The organism is Tropicimonas sediminicola, assembly GCF_900188335.1.
GTDB lineage: Bacteria > Pseudomonadota > Alphaproteobacteria > Rhodobacterales > Rhodobacteraceae > Tropicimonas > Tropicimonas sediminicola.
This window is the reverse complement of record NZ_FZOY01000008.1, coordinates 1-20958: the sequence shown is the minus strand read 5'-3', so window position 1 is coordinate 20958 and position 20958 is coordinate 1. Positions and strand designations below refer to the sequence as shown.

The 20958-nt window shown below is 61.8% G+C and carries 18 protein-coding genes; 12 read left to right on the top strand and 6 right to left on the bottom strand.

Annotation, left to right across the window (positions count from 1 at the left end; genetic code table 11):
* Nucleotides 1-190: 190 nt before the first annotated feature.
* A complete protein-coding gene (locus tag CHB86_RS18175; RefSeq protein ID WP_089234526.1) occupies nucleotides 191-379 on the top strand; it encodes a hypothetical protein in 189 nt (62 codons plus the stop codon).
* A 355-nt stretch (nucleotides 380-734) separates the two neighbouring features.
* Here the strand turns inward: CHB86_RS18175 and CHB86_RS18170 are convergent, their stop codons facing one another.
* Nucleotides 735-1280, bottom strand: coding sequence for a hypothetical protein (locus tag CHB86_RS18170; RefSeq protein ID WP_089234525.1), 546 nt, complete (start codon nucleotides 1278-1280; stop codon nucleotides 735-737).
* A gap of 80 nt (nucleotides 1281-1360) precedes the next feature.
* Here CHB86_RS18170 and CHB86_RS24295 point away from each other — a divergent pair, with 80 nt between their 5' ends.
* Entirely contained in the window at nucleotides 1361-1936 is a 576-nt protein-coding gene (locus CHB86_RS24295) for a Crp/Fnr family transcriptional regulator (RefSeq protein ID WP_141134927.1), read from the top strand.
* 234 nt (nucleotides 1937-2170) lie between these two features.
* Here CHB86_RS24295 and CHB86_RS18165 read toward each other — a convergent pair whose 3' ends face one another.
* Nucleotides 2171-2896, bottom strand: a complete 726-nt coding sequence (locus CHB86_RS18165) for a Crp/Fnr family transcriptional regulator (RefSeq protein ID WP_089234524.1) — start codon at nucleotides 2894-2896, stop codon at nucleotides 2171-2173.
* Between the two features lie 156 nt (nucleotides 2897-3052).
* On the opposite strand from CHB86_RS18165, the gene CHB86_RS18160 reads away from it, so the two are divergent.
* Nucleotides 3053-4942, top strand: coding sequence for a DUF3604 domain-containing protein (locus CHB86_RS18160; protein WP_089234523.1), 1890 nt, complete (start codon nucleotides 3053-3055; stop codon nucleotides 4940-4942).
* 182 nt (nucleotides 4943-5124) lie between these two features.
* Here the strand turns inward: CHB86_RS18160 and CHB86_RS24290 are convergent, their stop codons facing one another.
* The 3 genes from CHB86_RS24290 to CHB86_RS18155 all read right to left on the bottom strand — a co-directional run bounded on the left by CHB86_RS24290 (nucleotide 5125) and on the right by CHB86_RS18155 (nucleotide 7622).
* A complete protein-coding gene (locus CHB86_RS24290) occupies nucleotides 5125-5454 on the bottom strand; it encodes a hypothetical protein (RefSeq protein WP_141134926.1) in 330 nt (109 codons plus the stop codon).
* Between the two features lie 146 nt (nucleotides 5455-5600).
* The gene (locus CHB86_RS24930) at nucleotides 5601-5774 is read right to left on the bottom strand and encodes a hypothetical protein (RefSeq protein WP_170844805.1); all 174 of its coding nucleotides are present in this window, start codon (nucleotides 5772-5774) and stop codon (nucleotides 5601-5603) included.
* Between the two features lie 207 nt (nucleotides 5775-5981).
* A complete protein-coding gene (locus CHB86_RS18155) occupies nucleotides 5982-7622 on the bottom strand; it encodes a winged helix-turn-helix domain-containing tetratricopeptide repeat protein (protein ID WP_089234522.1) in 1641 nt (546 codons plus the stop codon).
* Nucleotides 7623-8903: 1281 nt separating this feature from the next.
* Here CHB86_RS18155 and CHB86_RS18150 point away from each other — a divergent pair.
* The 9 genes from CHB86_RS18150 to CHB86_RS18110 all read left to right on the top strand — a co-directional run bounded on the left by CHB86_RS18150 (nucleotide 8904) and on the right by CHB86_RS18110 (nucleotide 20732).
* Complete coding sequence (locus CHB86_RS18150) at nucleotides 8904-11615, top strand: VCBS domain-containing protein (RefSeq protein ID WP_089234521.1); 2712 nt, start codon at nucleotides 8904-8906, stop codon at nucleotides 11613-11615.
* 185 nt (nucleotides 11616-11800) lie between these two features.
* Nucleotides 11801-12199 carry a hypothetical protein gene (locus CHB86_RS18145; RefSeq protein WP_089234520.1) on the top strand — a complete coding sequence of 133 codons (399 nt, stop codon included), beginning with the start codon at nucleotides 11801-11803 and terminating at the stop codon, nucleotides 12197-12199.
* A gap of 591 nt (nucleotides 12200-12790) precedes the next feature.
* Nucleotides 12791-13891, top strand: coding sequence for a transporter substrate-binding protein (locus CHB86_RS18140; RefSeq protein ID WP_089234519.1), 1101 nt, complete (start codon nucleotides 12791-12793; stop codon nucleotides 13889-13891).
* Nucleotides 13888-14490 carry an ANTAR domain-containing response regulator gene (locus CHB86_RS18135; protein WP_089234518.1) on the top strand — a complete coding sequence of 201 codons (603 nt, stop codon included), beginning with the start codon at nucleotides 13888-13890 and terminating at the stop codon, nucleotides 14488-14490. The genes CHB86_RS18140 and CHB86_RS18135 overlap by 4 nt, the downstream gene beginning before the upstream one ends.
* Nucleotides 14483-15373: an ABC transporter permease gene (locus CHB86_RS18130; RefSeq protein ID WP_089234517.1), complete on the top strand. Its 891-nt coding sequence runs from the start codon at nucleotides 14483-14485 to the stop codon at nucleotides 15371-15373. Before CHB86_RS18135 ends, CHB86_RS18130 begins: the two co-directional genes overlap by 8 nt.
* Nucleotides 15373-16293 carry an ABC transporter permease gene (locus CHB86_RS18125; RefSeq protein WP_089234516.1) on the top strand — a complete coding sequence of 307 codons (921 nt, stop codon included), beginning with the start codon at nucleotides 15373-15375 and terminating at the stop codon, nucleotides 16291-16293. Before CHB86_RS18130 ends, CHB86_RS18125 begins: the two co-directional genes overlap by 1 nt.
* A gap of 68 nt (nucleotides 16294-16361) precedes the next feature.
* A complete protein-coding gene (locus CHB86_RS18120) occupies nucleotides 16362-17981 on the top strand; it encodes an ABC transporter substrate-binding protein (protein WP_089234515.1) in 1620 nt (539 codons plus the stop codon).
* Nucleotides 17982-17985: 4 nt separating this feature from the next.
* A complete protein-coding gene (locus CHB86_RS18115; protein WP_089234514.1) occupies nucleotides 17986-18945 on the top strand; it encodes an acetamidase/formamidase family protein in 960 nt (319 codons plus the stop codon).
* Nucleotides 18942-20732, top strand: a complete 1791-nt coding sequence (locus CHB86_RS18110) for an ABC transporter ATP-binding protein (protein ID WP_089234513.1) — start codon at nucleotides 18942-18944, stop codon at nucleotides 20730-20732. The genes CHB86_RS18115 and CHB86_RS18110 overlap by 4 nt, the downstream gene beginning before the upstream one ends.
* Before the next feature lie 18 nt (nucleotides 20733-20750).
* Here CHB86_RS18110 and CHB86_RS24925 read toward each other — a convergent pair.
* On the bottom strand, nucleotides 20751-20958 hold a 208-nt coding region (locus CHB86_RS24925; RefSeq protein ID WP_217898335.1), incomplete at its 5' end, for a hypothetical protein.

Genomic DNA, 20958 nt, shown 5'->3' with positions numbered 1-20958 from the left:
GCCTCGCAGGTGGTGTCACCGACGAACAGATTTTGGCGGCGTCTTGGTACCTTTCCAACGAGGCCGGCGCGCATTGTGCGATGGGCAATCCCCTTGTGAGGAAGCGAGCGCAAAGGTGCTTTCCCATCTGCCGCCAAATGACCACAATCGCTGACTACGCTGCCCACACCAATCAGACCGGGTTCAACAGATGAGCAAACTCCTGATCGGCGCGCTGATTGCGGCTGCAGCGTTCTACTTCATTGGCAGTTCCGGAGGGGTGATGCGGCATTCTGGCAGTGGCTTCGGAACTGGCGGTGCAGGCATCGGCGGCTATGCCAAGTCCTCTCATGGCGCGGTCAAAGGCATCGGCACTGCCGCGAGCGGCATCCTGAAGTAGCCTTGCGCTAGCGCCGGTAGGCAGGCGTGAATGACTTCAACCGGCTAAATCGCTCGAAAGCCGGCAATCCCGTTAAACTATTTGAACCCATAGCAGGACAGAATGCGTCGGCTGGGCGACGGTTCAGCTTCCTGCGCTTTGCGGACATCGGTGCTGCAAGGGCAAGGTCCGGTGTGGCGACCAGCGCGGACCCTTGCCAAAAGTCGTTCAACCGTCGCTTTCGGCCCTGAACAGACATTCGCCAAGATGATCATCGCAGCGGCGCGACTTCGTCGAAGCCGATGTTCATTGCTCTGTGCGGCATCGTCCGGCGCGAGTCGATACCCGCAGTGCGCACATATCTGCCATTCATCGCTTATAGGCGAAGCTCTGCTTTGGGCAGACGTGACCAGATAAATCCAATGAGAAACACCATGAACACAGCCAAGGTCGTGAGAACGGATTTCACGACTGAGGCTGCGCTGGCTGCATGGATCAGATGCGCTGGTGGGTCGGGCCAGGTCCCGATCATGGCGACGATTCCAAGGTTTTCGCCATAGTCGAACAGAGCGGTGCCGACCGAAAAGATGATGCCAAGGCGAACAAGCCTGCTGTCTGGCATACGCCGTCCAAACAAGCTCATAGAGGCGATCAAGGTCAATGCAAGCATTGCCGGATAGAAGGTATCCAACGGGATCTGGTGGCCAAGATAGTAGTGGCGTCCCTCCACGCCCAACGCGTCAAGCAGTGCTACGGCGTCGGCGGGCCCGTATCCGAACGGACGCATGTCAAACGGTACCTGTCCCGAGACCGCTTCGATATGAGCGAGCGTGACATTGATCATCACCAAGTAGATCGCCGTAGCTATCAAGCCTGAGCCAATCGCGATCACTCTGGCATATCTGAACGAGATTCCATGCATCGTTTTCAAACTCCCTGAACTGTGCCAGACATGCCCTCTGACAAAACCTCGCGCATTATCATTTGATAAGGCATCCGAACATGGATCTGCGGACGTTTCTGGCGCAATCGGCTGACTGGCCAGACATGTCGTGTCTGGCTGCATTCGCGTCCGCCTGGACACCGATGCGCCTGAGCAAAGGTGCGTGGCTTGCCCAGCAAGAACAGGCCGATACTGATGAGTTCATCGTTTTGGAAGGGTGCCTCGTGAGTACGATCTGCGACCATGAAGGCAAGGAGGTCTGCGTCGGGTTCTATGCAGGGCCCTGCGTTGTCACACCGAGTATCGCCCGCACGCGGGACGGTCTGTCTCTCGTGTCCATGACCACAACAACCGATGCTTCGCTTGTTCGGATCGACTGTGAACGACTTTCAAATCTAATGATTTCATCTGAGCCGGTCCGAAATTGGGCCAATGGTATTCTGCGAGATGCGCTCAGCGACAAAGCGGATCGAGAATGGTGCCTCGCGGCTCTCGGCGGAGCAGAACGGCTAAGCTGGTTTCGGGAAGCATTTCCGGGCTACGAGGACATCTTTGTCCATTCGTTGATTGCTTCGTATTTGGGTATATCGCCTGTCACAATGAGCCGCTTACGCGCCAGCAGCAAAAAGGGATAGGAAACGGACATTCGTGAAGGGTGCAGGATTCGGGAAATTGGACTCGAAGCGGCCTTGCGGCACTGCGGCAGGGCCAAGATCCGACGGGGACATCGACGCGGGGCGCGACCGGCCCCGTGCCGCCGTTCAAAGCATGCGCTTGTGCTGCTCCTCGGCAGCACCAAACGAGCCCTTTGTTGATTGCGCCGCATCCGATGCGAAGCTGAAATGGTTACCAGCGGTGTTCGACGCCCGTCAGTCTCCATCCTTTTGGGGAGACTTGTCGACTCCAGCCGCTGCGCGCAGGTCATCGATGTTGGCCACGCTCATCCGGCCGTAACTGCGCCGGATGATGCCGTTGCGTTCCATTTCCTCCAGGTGACCTCCGACGACCGAACGGGAGAGGTTTGCCATCTGAGCGAGGTCGGATTGTGTGACATCGATTTCCAACGAGACAGATTCTTCTGCGGTTCCGAGACGCGCTCCGCAGAGGCGGACCAGCACTGCAGCGAGACGCGCTGAGGACGAACGGATCATCGCATCGTCGAGCGCCGCGACCGCCAGGCTCAGGTGCTCAAAGGCGAGCAGCCCGATCCCGCGCCAGAGTTCCGGCCTTTCTCGTACAATTGTTTCGATGGTCTTGGCTCCGATGAACAGGTACTCGCACGGGCGCAACGCGGACATCGAGGTGATCCGTGGCGAGTCCGCGAGAAACTCTGCCTCCCCAAGCCATGAACCGGCGTGAAATGTACTTAACATCGATGGTCCGTGATGAGACCAGATCGTATCCATCCGCACGCTGCCGGAGATCAGTCCGTAGAGGCCGTCGGGCTTATCGCCATAGGTCCAGAACACTGTACGGGAACGACATTTGTGGCGCACAGCGGCATCGCGGACACGTTGCGCCAGATCCCCGGGCAGGACGGACAACCAGTCAGCGCGTGAAAGAAGCGATTCGGCGCCATCAGGTGGCGAATGCATGTGATCAATCTCCCCGCGTCAAATGCCTGAAACCGGCATTCCTTGATGCCTATGCGTGCTACTTTGCCGTTGCGGCAGGTGTCCAGATCTGACCGGTCATTTTTCGTATGGGGTGTCGGCATACATGTGCCTTCGTCTCTCCATGGGGGGATATTCATGCGTTCTGTTGTACTTGCAGCTACCTTGGGCTGCGCACCTCTCTTCGCAGCAACGGCTCAGGAACTTCCGGGGCTGAGGCCCGGCACGGATATCGAGTATTCGCCCTACCTGCAGGAGGACTTTCCGAACCAGGTCTTCTTCGGTGACACACACTTGCACACATCGTTCTCGGCCGATGCCGGGTTGGTCGGTGCAACGACGACGCCAGACGACGCGTTCCTTTTCGCGAAGGGCGAGGAAGTGATCTCCTCCAATGGCATCCCGGCGCGTCTTCAACGACCGCTTGACTGGCTCGTGGTGACGGATCATGCGGAGAACCTCGGCATTCCCGCCGCCCTCGCGGCCGAAGACCCTGTCCTGACCGGCACCGAGTGGGGCGCACAGCTCGCCCAGATCGCCGCGCCGGGCACGGAGGAATCTATGGTCGCCTCCTACGAGTTCTGGATGCAGGCGACCTTCAAGGGCGAGGACCCTCTGGCCGGGACTCCCTTCGGCCAGACCATGTGGGAGAAGGCGACCGAGGCCGCCGAACGCCACAACGACCCGGGCGCCTTTACCGCCTTCATCGGCTTCGAATGGACCTCGCAACCCAACGGCTCGAACATGCACCGGAACATCATCTACCGGGATGGCAAGGATCTCGCCGATCAGAAAGTACCAATCAGTTCCTATGACACTGACGATCCTGAGGCGCTCTGGAACTGGATGGCCGACTACGAGGAAACAACGGGCGGCCGGATGTTCGCGATCCCTCATGGCGGCAACCTCTCCAACGGCCTGATGTTCGATGACATCAGCCTGTCCGGTGAGCCGTTGACGGCGGACTACGCGGAGCGCCGCATGCAGTACGAACCGCTCTACGAGATCACGCAGATGAAAGGCGATGGCGAAGCTCATCCGATGCTCTCGCCCGACGACGAGTTCGCGGACTACGGCACCTGGGACAAGGGCAGTTTCGGCCCCGAGCCGAAGACGCCCGACATGCTGCCGAGGGAATATGCCCGCTCCGCCCTGAAGCGTGGCCTACAGTACGAAGCCGAACTGGGCACCAACCCCTTCAAGTTCGGCGTCGTCGGCTCGACGGACGCGCACACGGGGCTGTCGACGGCGGCGGAGAACAATTTCTTCGGCAAGGTCGCGCTCGTCGAACCGACGGGCAATCCGATCCGCTACGAGGAAACGATCACCGGACGCGCGACACCCGATCCAGTCGACGACCTGACCCATGCGGATGCGATCGCCTCGGGGATCGCCGCGATTTGGGCGCGGGAGAACACGCGCGAGGCGCTCTGGGACGCGATGGAGCGGAAGGAAGTCTACGCGACGACGGGAACGCGCCTGCGGGTCCGTGTCTTCGCCGGCTGGGATTTCGAGGAAGCGGACATGACCCGCTCAGACTTCGCCGCCCATGGTTACGAGGCCGGCGTGCCGATGGGCGCTGATCTGGGCGCTGCTCCCGAAGGCGCTGCGCCTAAGCTCCTCATCCGCGCGCTGCGCGACCCCGACGGGGCCAACCTCGACCGGATCCAGGTGGTCAAGGGATGGACTACATCCGAGGGGCCACAGGAGCGGGTCTACGACGTGGCCTGGTCGGACGACCGCCAGCCCGACGCCGACGGAAAGCTTCCCGCGGTGGGCAATACTGTCGACCCGCAGACGGCCACCTACACCAACGCGATCGGCGACCCCTATCTCGACGCCTTCTGGGAGGACCCGGAGTTCGACCCCGTGCAGCGTGCATTCTACTACGTGCGCGTGCTGGAGATCCCGACCCCGCGTTGGACGACCTATGACAGCGTCTTCTTCGGGATCAACCTGCCAGAATCCGTGGACGCGAGCCAGCAGGAGCGCGCTTACACGTCGCCGATCTGGTACACCCCGGGCTGACAGATCACTTCGTCCCGCTCGATCGAGAAAAATGCTCGATTGCCGTGACAAGGGCGGTGCTACCCTCGTGGCGCCGCCCTAGCTTGTGGCCGCGCCCTTCCTAAACGTCGATCTCCTCTATGGAATGCTGCCAACGGAGCCAATTCTGGTGACCGCAAAGGCCATTCACGAAGGTCGGCTTCTCAGGCCGACCAGCGGGCGTTTTGCGTCTGCGGCGAATTCAAACTCCCTTCCCTCTTGATGAATGCCGCAAACAGCATCAGCCGCAGGTTCGAGCCCGAAGCCGCCATCTGAGTGTTGTCAGAAGATGTCCACAAGGTCGGCAAAGCTGCTGGGTTTGTCACAATGAGCGCCCAAACTGACGTGTTGGGCGGCTGACTGCGCAATCTTGCCGTTGATGTTGGGTGAGTGCTTCGCAGGTGCAGCATCGTCCCGTGAACCGGAAGCCGCCGTTTGAAGTCAGCGTAGCGATTGGCGTTGAAGAGCCCGTTCTTGGCGATTTTCAGTCTCATAGCGAATGCCTGGTTTCGAGCAACTGACCAAATAGCGTCCGAAATTTCAGCCCTACAGCGCTTTTGAAACAGCAGGGCAATTGGCGATCGCCTCGCTGCATCGATTGCAATGGCATTTCGATCGCAGAAATGGCCGCGGCGTCATTTCAGCGGCGCAAGCCAATGTCTCTGAGGAAATGCTCATTGGCGTAGCGAAGGTCGACACGGGAGTTGGGGCGTGGCCAGAAGAGAGACTTCACGAGTGTCAACGGAAGGCGCAGGGCGCGTGCGAGTGGCGAGGTCGGCGCTTGGGTCTGTAGCGGTGCCGAAAGATCGGTCATGTCTGGTATCCTTCTAAAGAACCCGCCGGAATGGCCGGTTTATGAAGCCAGGTTGGCAGCCAGAAGGTTGGATGTCCTGAAACAGCCCTAACCTTTCCGAAAACTTCGGAAACGTTCCGAAAGGCCGACAGATTGCCTGATGACGCCCAGGAGTTGATGGCAACCAGATACGGCGATGGCCCGAGCCCACAAGGCTAGTTCGCGTGGCTACGCCCTTGCGGCAGCCGCGCGCGCATCAAGATCGCGAACGAGGCGCTGAAAGCGAGGGAGATCGCGCAGGGTGTCGAGGTCGTTGTCCCGTCCAACCCAAACAAAAAAAGTGACTGGGTCGACCCGCGGCAGGCAGGCTTCGAGCGTATCCAGTGCGGCCTCTGTTTCGCCGAGCAATGCCATTGCGCAAGCGATGTTGTAGTCGATGCTTGGATCACCGGGATCAACGGCCTTGACCCGCACGGCCCATTGCTTGGTGCGTTCGGTTTCGCCCAGTTTCGCAAGGGCATTCACACCGCTGATCAATGCGTAGGAATCCGACGCGTTCTCTGAAAGCACGCGTTCCGCCCGAATAAGCGTGCGGCGGGCTGTGTCCAGCACCTTCTCATGCTGGCCTGTTGCCCTGTAGCACATGGCGACGTGCGAGGTGGCCGCCAAATCCGCTTCTGAAAGTTCGGTTGCGCGTTCCCAGTGCAAAATGGCTTCCTCGTGCCGACCGGTCTGGAAACACGTTCGCCCGTATAGAAAGCGAACATCGTAGGAATTCGGGTCGAGTTGAAGCGAGCGTTCGTGAAGCTCGAAAGCCTCGTCGAAGCGACCAAGGCCGGCCAGGACGAAGGCCTTTGCCGCAAGCGCCTCTGCAAGGTCGGGATTCAGAGCGAGTGCGCGCTCGGCTGCCTGCAGGCCATGTTCGGTCGAGCCCGAAAGACCAAAAAGCCCCGTCCGACTGATGGCCAGAAGCGCCCATGCCAGGCCAAAATCGGGGTCGATATCGAGCGCCTGTTGAGCGAGGCGGGCGGCAATCTCGAAGTTGCGCCTGTCCAGACGTGTGTGGTGGTAGCGCGCCTGGAGATAGAGTTCATAGGCTTCGGGGTTGTCGGTTGGGCGCGATTGGATTGCCACGCGCTCGGCCGGGACAAGCCTGACTTTGAGCGCGGCAACGATGGCCTCGGTAATCTGATCCTGAAGATCGAAGATGTCGGTCAGGTCGCGGTCGAAGCGCTCCGCCCAGATCGGATGCCCGGTCGCGCCGTCGACAAGCTGGGCGTTGATGCGAATTCGACTGCCGGATTTTCGAACACTGCCCTCCACAACATGGGTCAAGCTCATGTCCCGCGCTGTTTGCGCAACATCGACGGCGCGATCCTTGAAGGTGAAGGCCGTGCTTCGGGCGACGACAGACAGGGCCGCTACCTTGGAGAGATCGGTAATGACATCCTCGGTGATCCCGTCGGAGAAATAGTCTTGATCGGGATCGTTCGAGGTGTTGGTGAAAGGGAGTACAAGGACTTTGGGTGAAGCGGTTTGGCGCCTGTCTCCTTCTGGGGCAGGGACAAGCGTGTGCTCCTCTACAGGGAGCACGAACTGGTAGCCCCGGCCAGGTATCGTCGCAAGCGCCTTGGAGCCGAGCACCTTTCGTAGGGCCGAGACATGGACGGTCAAGTTACTTTCCTCTACCGAGACGTCCGGCCAGATGGCGTCGAGTATCTCTGCCTTGGTCAGGACGCGGTGACGGTTTGCGACCATGAAGCTCAGCATGTCGAAAGCCCTGGCGCCGAGAGGCAATTCGATACCGTGGCGCGTGAGCTTGCGCTCTCCCGTCGCCAAGAGGAAATCGCCGAAGCGGAAGGATGACAATTATTTCGCTCCCGGATCTGCCTTCGATTGACCGCAGTATCAGTCTTGCATCTTAGATACGAACGTGACGATGCTTCCTAGCAAATTTCGGTGCCTGATGCTCTCTCAAACGAAGCTTCATCTGTGCCAAACGCAATAGCCGTCCGAAAAAGGGCCGTGGAGCACAGAGCAGCAGACTTTCTTTATTCAACCTTGGCGCATTTCACGGCAGCTGCTGTACATCGAAAGCTGCCACTGACCGTTGGGGTTGTACCGTCCGCTTCGTCCGCTTTGATGACCCGCATCCGGGGCGCCGCGAAAGTCCGGTCTGATAGCCGACGCCGGGTTCCGCGGGAGCGTGTCGCGGAACTGTTGCCGATGCGGCGAATGCCGGCAAGGTCGGCAAAGCTGCCGGGTTGGCCCCAGCGAGCGCCCACACTGACGTGTTGGTCGGCTGACTGCGCAAACCAGCAGTTCTCCGGTTTCTGCCCAATGCCCGGAATGGGAAAACAGGCTTTAGTTGATTGGCGGCCTGAGCCGTCCAGGTCCTTTGGCGCGTCTGTGAATGTTGACCGGGTGCGCTCGACGGAGGAGTAATTCCGGGAGCCGCCTGCAATGGAGAACGACACTCCGCCGCAGACATGGGGTTTCGCGATTCGTCGCCCGCGTGGGAAGCGAATTCTGCACAATTCTTGGTCGGATAGGCGCTACCCAGACCCGAAAATCACAAAAACTTGACAGGATGCAGCTTCGTTTGAGACGCTGGGAGACAGGGAATCTGTGAAATCGGTCGATTTTTTAGAGATTTTTTTGGGAGGGCCGCAGTCACTTTTCCCGGGGGGGACCAGTGACAATGCGCGGACCAAAGACTGCAAGATTGCAGCCAGAAAAGACTTATCCGGTCTTTCGCTATGCAACAGAGTCAGAATCTGAAAGCCGACGTCCCGCTGGGTGCGTGGCCCTCGATCCGACGGCCTGCGGTCTACGGCGGAACGCTCTGATGGCGACGCTGGCTCCGGCCCTGGTGGCGGGGATTGACCTGCATGTGGTTGGTGCACGACCACAGCCACAGCCGGACGACAGGCCTCCTTATGGCGTGCACATTTCCTTTCACATGCCGGAATACCGGCTCGGGCGCAGACGTCTGGAATCAATCAACGCGGGTCTTGGGTTTGCGTCGCATCCCAAAAGAGCCCCTTTCGCTTCGCGAACAGGGCGACGGCGCATCGAGGGTTTTCACAACTGAGTATCCAAAGTGCCGGCGCAGTTCGGCCAAACTTGTAGCAACGAGGGAGAAAAGAAATGCGGTCACTTGAATTCACGGTCCCCGGTCTGGTCAACACGATCTTTCTTGTGGAAGAGGTTGGTGATGGCTCCCTTCGTGTGACGGTTTCAGTCGACGACACCGATGGCGACATCGGCGACATCCGCGCGGTCTTCCTGGATCTCTACGACGACTCGCTTCTCGAGGGCATTACCATCACCGGCGACGACGTCACGGATAGGAAGGTCAAGGTCGATGCGGTCGACAGCGTCGGTCAAGACGCGAACGTCAAGGGCGAAGTCTCGAACTCCTACGGAAGATACGATATCGGCGTCGAGATCGGCACGATGGGGATGTCGAATGACGATATCCAGACCACCACCTTCATCATCGATCATGCCACGGAAGACCTGACGATCGACGAGATCAACTGGCAGAACTTCGCGGTGCGCATGACGAGTGTCGGCAAGGCCGGCGGACCGAGAAGCGACTCCCTCAAGGCGGGGATTACCGCAACGGCCGCTCCCGATGCCCTGGACGACACGATCAACGTCGACGAAGACAGCGTGCTCACTCCGGGTGGTGCGGGGACCGACTACCCGAACCTGCTCACCAATGACATGCTCAACTGGGTCGATCCCGACGATGTCTATGAGGTCGAAACCGTCGAGGGGTTAGCGACGAACGTCGGAACACCGATCACTGTCGAGTCCGCGGGCGGGGTATCGACGCAACTCACCGTCTACGACGACGGGAAAATCGCCTTTGACCCGACGACGGACTTCAACCACCTCGCCCAGGGCGCGAGTGACACCATCACCGTCGACTACGGAATCTTTGACAACAACGGCGGCCGCGACACCGCGCAGTTCACGATCATCGTCGGGGGCGTGAACGATGCGCCCGTGATCGGCGCCGGCAGTGTCCTCAGCGGCAGGGTCGACGAGGACGGGGAGGACGCCCCCACGGTGGTCGACGGCCAGATGCAGGCCTCGGACGTCGACGACGGGGCGACACGTAGCTGGCAGGTCGACGGCACCGGACACGGGCTCTATGGCAAGCTGACGATCGACGGAACCGGCAAGTGGACCTACACGCTCTTCAACGACAGCCTGCCAGTGCAGTCGCTGACCCAGGCCGACAGCAAGACCGAGACCTTCACTGTCCGGGTGATGGACGAGTTCGGCGCTTCCGATACCGAGACGGTGACCATCACCGTGACTGGCTCGGACGACGGACCGGAAATCGACAACACCTTCGTCGGAACCGACTTCAATGACCAGTTCCTTGGCTACGAAGAAAATACAGGGATCGACGGGCTGGGCGGCAATGACTTCCTGGTCGGGGATTACTACCAACTCCGGAGCGATTACACCACCGTCTGGAATGGGTCGTCCTATGAAGGGGCGTGGTTTGTCGACAACCAGGCCACCCGAACCGACGGCATTGGTAGCTACTACGCCCTGGAGCCCGAATCCACCTTCACACCCGCCTTCGGGGACGACGTGATCAACGCCGGGCCCGGCCACGATCAAGCGGCGGGCGACGCGTATGGCCTGTACCTCTCTTCTTTCAACTCCGACCATTCGGTGGAGACCGGCGATGATATCATCGATGGCTCGACTGAAAACGATACTCTCTACGGTGAGGGCTACTACGCTTATGCCATCGCACAGTATGGATACGACTCCACGATCGTTGCCGGGGACGACACTGTCACTGGGGACAGCGGGGTCGATACGATCTACGGCGAGGCGTATTATCTCCGTTCATTCAATTACCATTTTGGCAGTCAGAGCGGCAGCGACGCCCTTATTATTGGGGGCAGCGATAACCTCAGCGGTGGCGAAGACAGCGATACGATCTACGGCGAGGGCTTTTCCGTCGAGGCATCTTCCGATCAATACAATACCACCAGCGGGACGGCACAAACCTCTACCGTGCTTGCCGGCGCGGACATTATCTCCGGCGACGGCGGCAACGACACCGTCTATGGCGATGGTTACAGCCTCATCGCTTGGAGCTATGGCTACTACAACACCAGTTCCAGCAGCACGAATACCGTGGTCGCGGGAAACGACGACATCGCCGGCGGCGATGGTACGGACACGCTCTATGGCGACGGGTATCTGGGCCAAGCCTATGACTACAACTACAACTCCAGCGGGGGTTCCGAAACGAACGTCATCGACGGTGGGGACGACACCATCAGCGGCGGCAATGACGGCGACACCATCGTTGGCGACTTCCGGACTGCAGTCTGCGATGTCGACTACGAGTCCAATGGCACCTTCCGCGTGACCGGCGGCGACGATGACCTGTTTGGCGACGCGGGCAACGACTTTATCTACGGCGATTTCATCGGCACCACGGCCCGGTCGTACCTGACGACCAACAGTGCCGAAGTGATCGCCGGCAATGACACGATCACCGGAGGGACTGGCAACGACGAGATGTGGGGCGATTTCGCATCTGCCGCGGTCTTCGGTGGCGGCAACGCCAGCATCGTCACCGGCGCCGATACCTTCGTGATGGGGCCGGGCAGCGGGCTCGACACCATCAACGATTTCGAACTTGGCAAAGACCAGATGGATGTCTCGGGCTATGGGATCACCAACTTTGCCGGCCTCGACATCAGCGATGACGGGACCAACACCACGATCGATTTTGACGGCACCGCCGCGGACGTCGACGAGGTGGTCCTGGTGAACGTTGTCGGTCTGACGACAGATGACTTCAGCTATGCGTAGGTCCTTCCCCGTCGTCAGATAGGGCCACGAATGTGTTTGTCCCGACGCGGCCTGCAACACGTCGCGTCGGGCACCTGCATAGAGATGGTTGCCCTGCGCGACGTCGAAAAGATTCAGCGAAGCTGTGCATCGTCCGGTGGCCACGCCATCCACAAACGCGACCGAACCAATGGAACCGCGGCCAAGTGGAATGGCACATCAACGATCGCCAAGACGCTAATACGCAAGCGATGCGAATGGCCATTTGGGGCCTCGTCTCGTGCATCCGAGCTTTACCGCCGGATGTCCGCGAGGTCGGCAAAGCTGCCGGGTTTGTCACGACAAGCGCCCACGCTGACGTGTTGGTCGGCTGGAGGCGCGGCCTTGATGTCCTGCTCGGCCGCCGCGAGCGGGGCCTAGTAGCTCAACATGCACAAGTGCGCCTGGCCGATTTTTTCCATGCGATCGTCGTGGAGGTCGCCGGCGACAGCGCGGGGATCGGCGGTGCCAAGGTTCCCGAATTCGCCGGCCACAGTGCCGCGATCAAGGCCGCCGAGGAGCTCAGTCGACTATCTCCGGACGGATGCGCGGCTTGCCCGGCCTGACCTGAAGGTCGAGATTATCGTGGCAGCGGCCTGTTGAGAGCCGGGACAGGTGGCGGCCGGGGCAATGCCACCCCGGGCCCGGATTGCGGACATTGGTTCGGGAGCCAAAAACTCTGAGCCAGATGGTATTTCCGTTCCCGTCCCCTCGAAAAAACGCGCCCCGTTGCCTCCCGCCACGGTCATTGGGCTGAGGAACGAGAGCAAGCACCCCGATTCGCTTCGGATGCCACCGGCCTGATCGGCGCCGGATCGTGTCCGGTCCTACGGGTCCACCCCATGGGCCGGTGGCATCATGGGAACCATTTGCACAGGATTCGCATCTCATTGCCGCTCGACATTGAGCCGGCGCGCACCCATCGCGACGCGGCAGGCGCCATCATGGCTGCGAGAGCCGCGATTTCTGCTCAAATTCTGAGCGTATGGCGGTTTCAAGTGCGCCAAGAGGGCGGTGAGTGTTGCCCGACTTGTTGACAGGGTGGGGTCGCAGTGCCGACACTGAGGTGGAAATAGTCGGCAAAAGCGCCTCGCGATCCTGTGTTCCGTAGAACGGTAAGAAGGGATCTGTGGGGCCTTTTTTGTTTGGAGAGTGCCGTGACGCGCGAAATCGACCTCGGTATACTGTTCTCCCGCTCCGGGACCTACCGCCTGCTCAGCGAAGCGAGCAGGACGGGGGCACTGAAGGCGGTCGAGCAGGTGAACGCGGACGACTCGCTCGATGTGCGCTTCAATCCGATCGAACGCGATCCGGCAGGCAATATCGATGCCTACGCGCCGCTATGCGAGGAGATCCTTCGTGACAGCAGCGCGCGCCATGTCATCGGCTGCACCACCTCTTGGAGCCGCAAGGAGGTCATCCCGGCGCTGGAGCGCATGGATGGCGTGCTCTGGTATCCGACCCCGTACGAGGGATTCGAGGCCTCAGACCGCATCGTCTATTCCCATGCATGCCCGAACCAGCACCTCCTTCCGCTGCTCGACTACGCCTTCTCCCAGTTTGGCCGGCGCAGTTACCTGACCGGCTCTAACTACATCTGGGGCTGGGAGATGAACCGGCTGGCGCGGGAAATCGGCGCACGCAACGGCGGCGAGGTGCTGGGCGAGCGCTACCTTCCGCTCGGCTCCACCGAGATCGAGCGCATCGTCGAGGAAATCGCCGATCTGAGGCCGGATTTTGTGCTGAACCAGTTGATCGGGCCTTCGCAATACGCGTTCCTCGCCGCCATTGCAAAGCTTCGTCAGCTCGACCCGTTCTTCCGGGCCGGTCACTGCCCGGTTCTGTCGTGCAACCTGACGGAATGCGAATTGCCAACCATCGGGCCGAGCGCGGAAGAGGTCATCTCGGCCGGCCCCTGGTTCCGCGGCCTGCATCCGGCGCTGCCAGGCAACGGGGAGCGGGAGGACTTCGGCTCCTCTCTCGAAGCCGCGGCACACGCCTCGGTAATGATGTTGGCCGGGCTGTTGTCAAGCAATCCCGGCGCCGAGTACCTCTCGCTGCAACAGTTGCTTGCGCAGCCGCGGGCGGCGCGGATCGGGATCAGCGCGCGCACCCACCATGTGAGCCTGCCGGTCGCCATCGCACAGGTGCGCGAGGGCGCCTTCGTGCCCCTCTGGACCGAGCAGCCCGTGGAAGGCGACCCCTACCTGACCCGTGAGCGGGAGCCGGCAGCCGTGTCACTCAGGGTGGTGAAATGAGACGCCGGCTGCGAATCCCGAACCTGGGTGGCGCGCGGGCGGCGATCCTGCATCGCCCCCATGAAACGGTCACCGCGCTGGAGCGCCAACTCCTGGCGATCGGTCTCGAGGTCGATTGCCACTGGCCGGACCTTCCGGCCTCGGCCCGGGCCGCGGACTATCTCTTCATCGATGTCGACACGGCCTTCGACGACCAGTTCCCCTGGGAGCCGGGCGAGGCGCCGATCCCGACAATTGCGCTCGTGGGTTCGGAGGCTCCCGGGCGGATCGAGTGGTTGATGAATTTCGGGGCCGACGCCCAGATTCTCAAACCGGTTGGCGACAGCGGCGTGTACTCGGCGCTTCTGATCGCCCGCGCGACCTTCGATGCCCGCGTGGATCTGGCTGGCGAGATCGACAGCCTGCGCAGACGGCTCGGCCAGCGTCAGACCGTCGTTCAGGCTGTGGCCATTCTCGCCGAGCGCGGGAAGTCCGAAGACGAGGCCTACGAGCAGCTGCGCGGAATGGCGATGGCTTGGCGCGTGAGTTTCGAGGAGGCCGCCAGTCGGATCGTGAACTCCGGCAAGCCCTTGCAGAAGAGCGAGAGCGACCATGGCTGACGTCGCGGACCTCTCCTCACCTCGGGCTGCCACCGCGGGTGCGCTCCGCCGCCTGATGCGGCGCAAGCTGGCGCTTCTAGGCCTCGCAATCATCGTCATCGTGGTCGGCGGAGCGGTTCTTGCACCGTGGATTGCGCCGTTCGAACCGGACGAACAGCTATTCGATGGGTTGACCCTCTACGGCGAGCCGATGCCGCCGGGAGGCGCCTTCCTCATGGGGACCGATCTGCTCGGGCGCGACCTGTTCACACGGATGCTCTACGGCGCCCGGACCTCGCTCGTTATCGGGGTCGTGGCCAATGGCGTGGCGCTTGTTATTGGCACGTTGGTCGGGGTGCTGGCCGGTTTCTTGCGGGGATGGGTCGGGGCCGTGCTCATGCGCTTCACCGATCTGATGATGGCATTCCCGGCGCTGCTGCTGGCTATCTGCCTCGCCGCGGTATTCCAGCCTTCACTCTGGATAGTCGCGATGGTGATCGCGCTGGTAAACTGGGTCCAGACCGCACGGGTGGTCTACACCGAGACAACCAGCCTTTCGGAGCGCGAGTTCATCGCCGCAGAGAAGACGCTCGGCGCCTCGAGCGCGCGCATCCTGTTCCGTCATATCCTTCCGCACCTCGTCCCGACGCTGATCGTGTGGGGGACGCTCGGCATCTCGGTGACGGTCCTGCTTGAGGCGACGCTGAGCTTCCTCGGGGTCGGTGTGCAGCCGCCGACGCCATCGTGGGGCAACATCATCTTCGAGAACCAGACCTACTTCCAGGCCGCGCCGTGGCTGGTCTTCATTCCCGGCGCCGCGATCCTGCTTCTGGCGCTCGCTTTCAATCTCGTCGGGGACGCGCTGCGCGACGTTCTGGACCCAACGCAGAGGGGCAACGACTGATGCTGGGATACCTAACCCGTCGGCTGGTCCAGTCCGCGCTGATCCTGCTCGGCGTCAGTTTCATCACCTTTTTGCTGCTCTACGTGCTCCCCGCCGATCCGGTGCGGCAGATTGCGGGGCGTTCGGCCACGGCGCAGACGGTCGAGAACATCCGCCATCAGCTCGGCCTCGATCAGCCCTTGCTGGTGCAGTACTGGCGCTACCTGTCCGGTCTGGTCCAAGGCGACATGGGACGCAGCTATCTGCAAAAGACGGAGGTTGCCACGCTGATCGCTTCGCGCCTGCCGGCGACACTTCTTCTTATGCTGGGTGGCATCGTTTGCGAATTGCTGATCGGGCTTACCCTAGGCGTCGTCGCCGCGGTGTTCCGCGGCCGTCCGCTCGATCAGGGGTTGATGGTCACAAGCTTCGTTGCGGTTTCCGCTCCCCAGTTCGTGGTGGGACTCCTGCTTCTCTACCTGTTCGCGGTGCAGCTTGGGTGGTTCCCGATCGGGGGCTACGGGACTTTCGCCCATCTCGTCCTGCCGGCGATCACGCTGGGGATCATGGGGTCGGGCTGGTACAGCCGGATGATGCGCTCGTCGATGGTCGATGTGCTGCGTCAGGATTACATTCGCACTGCCCGCGCCAAGGGCCTGACCCGGCGCCGCATCCTGCTGCGCCACGCGCTGCCCAACGCCATTCTTCCCATCATCGCGATGATCGGAATCGACATCGGGATCTTCATGGGCGGGATCGTCGTGGTCGAGAGTGTCTTCGGCTGGCCCGGCATCGGCCAGCTCGCGTGGCAGGCGATCCAACGCGTCGACATTCCCGTGATCATGGGCGTCACGATGGTCTCGGCCACGGCCATCGTGCTCGGCAATCTGCTGGCCGACCTTATCACCCCTATGATCGATCCACGCATCAAGTTGCGCTGACCCTTATTACCACCACCCCCGCGAGCAAGTCGGGGGCAATTTCCACCCCCACCAACAGGGAGAATGAAATGAAGGCACTTCTCACATCGACCGCAATTCTGGTCGCTTCGGCGATCCCCGGTCTCGCACAGGAATACACGCCCGATCCGAACGCCACCCCGGGCGGCATGATCACGATCACATACAAGGATGACGTCGCCACGCTCGACCCGGCGATCGGCTACGACTGGCAGAACTGGTCGATGATCAAGTCGCTGTTCGACGGGCTGATGGACTACGTCCCCGGAACCACCGAACTGCGCCCGGGCCTGGCGGAAAGCTACGAGGTGAGCGAGGACGGCACCGTCTTCACCTTCACGCTGCGCGAGGGCGTCACATTCCACAACGGCCGCGAGATGACTGCGGAGGACGTGAAGTATTCGCTCGACCGCGTGACCACGCCGGAAACGCAATCGCCGGGCGCGGGCTTCTTCGCTTCGATCGCCGGTTTCGACGCGATTTCCTCGGGCGAGGCCGACACCCTATCCGGTGTCGAGGTGGTCGATCCGAAGACCGTCAGGATCACCCTGTCGCGGCCCGACGCCACCTTCCTGCACGTCATGGCGCTGAACTTCGCCTCGATCGTACCTAAGGAAGCCGTCGACGAATTCGGCACCGACTTCGGCAAGAACCCGGTCGGCACCGGCGCGTTCAAGCTCGGCGAGTGGACGATCGGCCAGCGTCTGGTTTTCGAAAAAAACGCGGATTACTGGCGTGAGGGCGTGCCCTACCTGGACGGCGTGACCTTCGAGGTCGGCCAGGAACCGATCGTCGCGTTGCTGCGTCTTCAGCAGGGCGAAGTCGACGTGCCCGGCGATGGCATCCCACCCGCGAAGTTCCAGGAAGTCATGGGCGATCCGGCGCAGGCCGCCCGCGTGGTCGAAGGTGGCCAGCTTCATACCGGCTACATCACTCTGAACGTGGGCATCGAACCGCTGGACAAGCTCGAAGTGCGTGAGGCCATCAACATGGCCATCAACAAGGAGCGCATCACCCAGATCATCAACGGACGCGCCGTGCCCGCCACTCAGCCGTTGCCGCCGTCGATGCCGGGCTATACCGAGGGCTATGCGGGCTTCGCCTTCGACGTCGAGGCGGCCAAGGCGAAACTGGCCGAGGCGGGTCTTGCCGACGGCTTCTCGACCGAACTCTACGTCATGAACACCGATCCCAACCCGCGCATCGCTCAGGCGATCCAGCAGGATCTCAAGGCAATCGGCGTGGACGTCGAGATCCGCTCCCTTGCGCAGGCCAACGTGATCGAGGCCGGTGGCGCGGGCGAGGCGCCGATGATCTGGTCCGGCGGCATGGCCTGGATCGCGGACTTCCCCGATCCCTCCAACTTCTACGGCCCGATCCTCGGTTGCGCTGGCGCCGGCGAGGGCGGTTGGAACTGGTCCAAGTTCTGCGACGAGAGCATCGACGCTATGGCGACCGAAGCCGACAGCTTCACCGATCCGTCGGCGTCCGAGCGGCTCAAGATGTGGTCCGACGTCTACATGAAGGTGATGGAGCAGGCGCCCTGGGTGCCGGTCTTCAACGAGCAGCGCTACACCATGAAGTCCGAGAGGATGGGTGGCGATGACGCGCTTTATGTCGATCCGGTCTCCATCCCGGTGAACTACGACTACGTCTTCGTGACCGAGTAAGGCCATGTGCAAGAACTGCGACTACACGATTCACGGGGCGCAGCACCATTTCGGCTGGGACAATTCCATTGCCCCGGCCGAGACGGTCGCTCCGGGAGCCACGATCCTGTTCAACTGCATGGATTCTTCGGCGGGCCAGCTTGGCCCGTCGAGCACCATCGCCGATGTGAAGGCGCTGGATTTCGGCAAGATCAACCCGGTTTCGGGGCCGATCTACATTGACGGCGCCGAGCCTGGAGATGCGCTAAAGATCACCATCGAGGGGTTCGCGCCCCGCAAGGACGCAGGCACGGCCTGGGGCTGGACCGCCAACATCCCGGGCTTCGGCCTGCTGGCAGACCAGTTCACGGAACCGGCTTTAACGATTTGGAAATACGATGCCGAGACCTTGGAGCCGGCGCTCTGGGCCGATCACGGGCGTGTACCGCTCAAACCGTTCACCGGAACGATCGGCGTGGCCCAGGCCGAGCCGGGGCTGCACTCGATCGTGCCGCCGCGGCGCACCGGCGGCAACCTCGACATTCGCGACATCGCCACCGGCACCGAGCTCTATCTGCCGGTCGAGGTGCCGGGGGCGCTCTTCTCGGTCGGGGATACCCATGCCGCGCAGGGTGACGGAGAGGTCTGCGGAACGGCCATTGAAAGTCCGATGGACGTGACGCTCACTCTCGACCTGGTGAAGGGGGCGAACCTCAGGATGCCGCGTTTCACCACTCCGGGGCCGGTGACACGGCATCTCGACACCAAGGGCTACGAGGTGACCACCGGGGTCGGCCCCGACCTGATGGCCGGGGCCCGAGAAGCCGTTTCCGGAATGATTGACCTTCTCTCCGCCCGCTACGCCATGTCGCCAGTCGATGCTTACATGCTGGTGTCGACCTGCGGCGATCTTCGGATTTCCGAGATCGTCGACATGCCCAACTGGGTTGTGTCGTTCTATTTCCCACGCGTGGTGCTAGAATGACGGCAGCCGCCAAGACCATGGTCGCCCCCGACAAGGGGGCGGCCAACGATACACTGCTCGCGGTGCGAGACCTGACCGTCACGGTGCGGGACCGAGGCGTCGTGCGCCCCCTCGTCTCGGGATTGAGCTTCGATCTGCGCGCTGGCGAGACACTGGCCATCGCCGGTGAGAGCGGGTCGGGCAAGTCGATCACGTCGCTGGCACTGATGGGTCTTTTGCCGAACAACGTGTCGGTTTCCCGGGGGCAGGCACTGCTCGACGGGACGGACCTGCTGTCGCTCTCCGAGCGGCAGATGCGCGCCTACCGGGGCGCGAAGGTGGCGATGATCTTTCAGGAGCCGATGACCTCGCTCAACCCGGTCCATTCGATCGGCAACCAGTTGGTCGAGGCAATCCGCGCCCATGAAGCCCTGGCGCTGCGCGAGGCCCGCGCCGCGGCTGTCGAAGCCTTGCGCCAAGTGCGGATTTCCGAGCCGGAGCGTCGGATGGCGCAATACCCGCACGAGCTCTCGGGCGGCATGCGTCAGCGCGTGATGATCGCGATGGCGCTGGCCATGCACCCGTCGCTGCTGATTGCCGACGAGCCGACCACTGCGCTCGACGTGACGGTGCAGCGCGAAGTGCTGGACCTTCTGCGCGACCTGCAGGAAAGCACGGGAACCGCCATCATCCTGATTACTCACGACATGGGTGTCGTGGCCGAATGTGCCGACCACGCCGTGGTGATGAAGGCTGGGCGCATGATCGAGGCCGGCCCGGTTAGCACCCTCTTCACGGCCCCGCGCGAGCCCTACACCCGCGACCTGCTTGCGGCCGTGCCGCGGCTTGGCGCCGGGGCCGAACGCAATGCACCATTGCCCCCCGCGGCTCCCGTTCCGGTCGCCCGGCTGGTCGAGGCGTCGGTGCATTTCGACATCGGTACTAACTTCTTCGGACGACACACTCACCGTGTGCATGCGGTCGAGGGCGTGAGCTTCGATATCCGCCCCGGCGAGACCTTTGGCCTTGTCGGCGAAAGCGGCTGTGGCAAGTCCACAATCGCCAAGGCGTTGGCCGGGCTGGTCTCGCACGAGGGCCACGTCGAGGTTGCGGGAAAGCCATTGGCGACGCTTGCGGCACAGGGCCGCAAGGACATCTGTCGCGATGTGCAGATGATCTTTCAGGATCCAATGGCTGCCCTCGATCCGAGGATGACGGTCGGAGATGCGGTGATCGAGCCTCTTCAAATTCATGGCATCGGCAGCGTCTCCGAGCGCCGTGCGCGCGCGGAAGAACTGTTCCATCGCGTCGGGCTGACTTCGGAGCAGATGAGCCGCTACCCGCACGAATTCTCTGGCGGGCAGCGTCAACGCATCTGCGTGGCGCGCGCCCTCGCCCTGCGACCGAAACTCATCATCTGTGACGAGAGCGTTTCGGCACTCGACGTCTCGGTACAGGCCAGGGTGCTCGAGCTTCTCAAGGAACTGCAGGAGGAAACCCACGTATCCTACCTCTTCATCAGCCACGACATGGCGGTTGTGGAGAACGTCGTTGACCGGCTTGCGGTGATGTACCTCGGCCAGATCGTCGAGATGGGCACCAGGGATGCGGTCTTTGGCAATCCGCGCCATCCCTATACAAGGCGCCTACTGGACGCGGTTCCGATACCCGACCCTGCCCGCAAGCGGCCACCTTATGCCCGTCCGGTCGGCGAGATCCCGTCACCGATCTATCCGATCGGAGTGGTTCCGCAGAGGGTCAACCTGCGCGACCTCGGCGACGGTCATCTTGTTGCGGAGTCAGATTAGATCGATCCGCCGGATCGGTCATTTTAGTAGATTGCAGCGCCAGGGCGTCGGAAAAGGCCAGCCGGCAACGTTCCGCAAGACGGGCGGGGCACAGCGCGGCGATTGCGCCATCAGTTGCAATCCGCCAGGCGTGAGAACGGCGGTGAGAAAGTCGGCCACGGTAGCGGCGGGATGACCCTGCTGCGGGCGGCGTAAAAGTCGTCCACCTTTGCCCTTCTTGATTTGA

Bases quoted from the DNA above. Each gene is read 5' to 3' on its own strand.
- CHB86_RS18165 (WP_089234524.1), bottom strand. From the start codon at position 2,896: ATGCATTCGCCACCTGATGGCGCCGAATCGCTTCTTTCACGCGCTGAC.
- CHB86_RS18135 (WP_089234518.1), top strand. From the start codon at position 13,888: ATGAGACGCCGGCTGCGAATCCCGAACCTGGGTGGCGCGCGGGCGGCG.
- CHB86_RS24930 (WP_170844805.1), bottom strand. From the start codon at position 5,774: ATGACCGATCTTTCGGCACCGCTACAGACCCAAGCGCCGACCTCGCCA.
- CHB86_RS18125 (WP_089234516.1), top strand. From the start codon at position 15,373: ATGCTGGGATACCTAACCCGTCGGCTGGTCCAGTCCGCGCTGATCCTG.
- CHB86_RS18170 (WP_089234525.1), bottom strand. From the start codon at position 1,280: ATGCATGGAATCTCGTTCAGATATGCCAGAGTGATCGCGATTGGCTCA.
- CHB86_RS18110 (WP_089234513.1), top strand. From the start codon at position 18,942: ATGACGGCAGCCGCCAAGACCATGGTCGCCCCCGACAAGGGGGCGGCC.
- CHB86_RS18150 (WP_089234521.1), top strand. From the start codon at position 8,904: ATGCGGTCACTTGAATTCACGGTCCCCGGTCTGGTCAACACGATCTTT.
- CHB86_RS18115 (WP_089234514.1), top strand. From the start codon at position 17,986: ATGTGCAAGAACTGCGACTACACGATTCACGGGGCGCAGCACCATTTC.
- CHB86_RS18175 (WP_089234526.1), top strand. From the start codon at position 191: ATGAGCAAACTCCTGATCGGCGCGCTGATTGCGGCTGCAGCGTTCTAC.
- CHB86_RS24295 (WP_141134927.1), top strand. From the start codon at position 1,361: ATGGATCTGCGGACGTTTCTGGCGCAATCGGCTGACTGGCCAGACATG.
- CHB86_RS24290 (WP_141134926.1), bottom strand. From the start codon at position 5,454: ATGAGACTGAAAATCGCCAAGAACGGGCTCTTCAACGCCAATCGCTAC.
- CHB86_RS18130 (WP_089234517.1), top strand. From the start codon at position 14,483: ATGGCTGACGTCGCGGACCTCTCCTCACCTCGGGCTGCCACCGCGGGT.
- CHB86_RS18160 (WP_089234523.1), top strand. From the start codon at position 3,053: ATGCGTTCTGTTGTACTTGCAGCTACCTTGGGCTGCGCACCTCTCTTC.
- CHB86_RS18120 (WP_089234515.1), top strand. From the start codon at position 16,362: ATGAAGGCACTTCTCACATCGACCGCAATTCTGGTCGCTTCGGCGATC.